Origin of the sequence: Streptosporangium sp. NPDC049644 (genome assembly GCF_040675205.1) — a bacterium.
GTDB classification, from domain to species: domain Bacteria; phylum Actinomycetota; class Actinomycetes; order Streptosporangiales; family Streptosporangiaceae; genus Streptosporangium; species Streptosporangium fukuiense.
Window position 1 is genome coordinate 1 of record NZ_JBFAOJ010000184.1, and the last position, 2,282, is coordinate 2,282.

Below are 2,282 nucleotides of genomic sequence, written 5' to 3' on the forward strand. Positions count from 1 at the left end.
CGAAGACCCGAACTCGCCGGTCGCCACCTTGGCCTTAGCGGGAAGCGAGGCCGTCGGGTGACCCGCCTCGAAGCGTTCCTTGTGGCGCTCGCCTCGGTGATCCTGCCCGCCCCCAAGGGGCGCCACCACCAGCTCGCCAAGGCGCCCGTGCCGGCGTCTGTCTCGGACGACACCGCACCCTTCCCCGCCCTTACCCGTAACCCGTACCCGCAGGAGCAAAACCAGTGAGCTACACACACTTCAGCGCCGACTGCGCCGATCACCACGACCTCGTGCGCGACTTCGGCGGACCCCGCCCCAGGATCGTTGTCCTGTGTGGCTCCACGCGCTTCTCTGGCGCGTTTCAGGAGGCCAACCTTCGGGAGACCTTGGCCGGGCGGATCGTGCTGTCGATCGGCTGCGACATGCGGTCGGACACCGAGATCTTCGGCGACAAGTCCGAGGATGAGCTGGCCGAGGTCAAGACGCGGCTCGACGAGTTGCACAAGCGGAAGATCGATCTAGCCGACGAAGTTCTCGTTCTCAACTTGGACGGGTACATCGGCTCGTCCACGCGTTCCGAGGTCGAGTACGCAGAGAAGCTCGACAAGCCCATCCGCTACCTGGAGCCTGCCCGCGTTGCCGCTGAGCAGACTCCTGGCGGTGCCGCATGAGCGCCGCTCTTACCCCGCCTACCCCAGAGAACGTCGCCGCCTTCCTGGCGTACACCGCGAACGAGTGCGGCGACGACGGGGGCAACCTGTGGTTTCCGATCGTCGAGGCGGACGAAGACGCCCTCAAGATCGCCATCCAGCCTGGTGACGAGAACGGCACAGCGCTGGACGAGGTCGTCCACTTCCGGGCGGTCGTCGTCGAAGGCGACGAGACGCCGATCGTCCTGCCGCAGCCCGCAGAGCTGGGACTCACCTGGGAGGTCGGCGGAGACCTGCTCGCCCTCACCGGCGACGGCATCTGCCTGTACCCGTGCGGGGTCGACGAGTGGCTGATGAGTCCGGCCGAGGCGCGAGAACTCGCCGCTCACCTCGCCGCGATGGCCGACGCCCACGACGCCGCCCAGAGCAACACCGGAGAGGCAGAGAGCCGTGGCTGACCTCACCGTCTACCGCACCCGCCAGCCCGAGACCGTCGCCCTCGCCGCCAGCTACACCGAGGCGTACAAGGCGTGGCAGGCCCGCGTCGCCGAAACCTTGACCGACCTTGGCTTCCCCGAGCGGGAGCCGGTGGTCGCCGGGGCGCTGCTCAGGTACGGCGTCGCCGGTATCAAGCATCAGGACGGCGAGATGATCCCGCCCGGCTGGCGCGTCACCTGGATGTACGACCAGGACCTCCTTGTGCCCGACCGGCGGACCAAGGCGGGCAAGGCCGCCGGGGCTCGGTTGGAGCAGCTGGAGATGCCCACGGACCCTCGTCGGTTGCTGCCCGGTATGCCTGCGGAGGTCCGCATCGACGGTCACCGGTACAACCCCGGCATGGCGTGTAGGGAGAACGACTCCGCCCTGTACGTGACGTGGAAGCACGCCCCGCCCGCTGACTGGGTGGACACCGTGATCTGGGATCGGGTTCCGCTGAGCGAGTACTACGCGGTCGTCGAGGCCGAGGACGCTGCCCAGGACGGCGGTGAGCACCGTGGCTGAGACCCCTGGCCTTGATGCCCTCGCCGCCGGGCTCCGCAGTGAGCTCGGCCCCCCGGTTGAGGAGCTCAACGCCCTCAACCTTGCTCCGGAGCGGATGACGGTCAAGGAACTCCTGTGGACGGCGACGTTCTTGCAGGGCGAGGTGAAACGGCTCCGCGCCGCTTTGGAGAACCTCATCCCCGCCGCCCACGACCTCGACTCCACCAAGTGCCGGGAACGGGCTGCCCGCCAGGAGAAGCTCAGCCCCCGCCAGCAGAGCGTCGGCGAGTGGGACGACGAGTGCCCGGCGTGTGAGGCGCTGATCCTGTTGAAGCCGGGGGTGCGTCGTGGTTGAGCCCATGCCCGCGTCCGAACTGGACGCCATCCGAGCCCGCCGGAACGCCGCTACCGAAGGCCCGTGGTGGTTCGACGAGTCCGAGGACTGCTGGCGCCTGCATGGCGTGGGACACCGCTTCCCGCCGCAAGTCGACGGCAAGATTCCCGGGCAGATCGTCAACAAGCAGATCCTCAAGGCTCCCAAGCAAGGCACCCCGTACGCGGAGTACTGGCCCGATGCGGGAGACGCCCCGTTCATCGTGAACGCGTGGAAGGACATGGGCGCCCTCCTCGCCGAGGTGAAGCGGCTGAACGGCGTCGTCGAGAAAGAGG

6 protein-coding genes are annotated in these 2,282 nt (G+C 68.2%); all 6 read left to right on the forward strand.

Going from position 1 to position 2,282, the window contains the following annotated elements; translation table 11 throughout:
* On the forward strand, window positions 1-228 hold a 228-nt coding region (locus tag AB0J58_RS43540), incomplete at its 5' end, for a hypothetical protein (RefSeq protein WP_364227396.1).
* A complete protein-coding gene (locus AB0J58_RS43545; RefSeq protein WP_357797367.1) occupies window positions 225-653 on the forward strand; it encodes a hypothetical protein in 429 nt (142 codons plus the stop codon). The genes AB0J58_RS43540 and AB0J58_RS43545, both read left to right, overlap by 4 nt.
* Window positions 650-1,090: a hypothetical protein gene (locus AB0J58_RS43550; RefSeq protein WP_357797364.1), complete on the forward strand. Its 441-nt coding sequence runs from the start codon at window positions 650-652 to the stop codon at window positions 1,088-1,090. The genes AB0J58_RS43545 and AB0J58_RS43550 overlap by 4 nt, the downstream gene beginning before the upstream one ends.
* Window positions 1,083-1,634: a hypothetical protein gene (locus tag AB0J58_RS43555; RefSeq protein WP_357797361.1), complete on the forward strand. Its 552-nt coding sequence runs from the start codon at window positions 1,083-1,085 to the stop codon at window positions 1,632-1,634. The genes AB0J58_RS43550 and AB0J58_RS43555 overlap by 8 nt, the downstream gene beginning before the upstream one ends.
* The gene (locus tag AB0J58_RS43560) at window positions 1,627-1,968 is read left to right on the forward strand and encodes a hypothetical protein (protein WP_357797359.1); all 342 of its coding nucleotides are present in this window, start codon (window positions 1,627-1,629) and stop codon (window positions 1,966-1,968) included. Before AB0J58_RS43555 ends, AB0J58_RS43560 begins: the two co-directional genes overlap by 8 nt.
* Before the next feature lie 4 nt (window positions 1,969-1,972).
* A partial coding sequence (locus AB0J58_RS43565; RefSeq protein ID WP_364227401.1) for a hypothetical protein occupies window positions 1,973-2,282 on the forward strand: 310 nt, incomplete at its 3' end.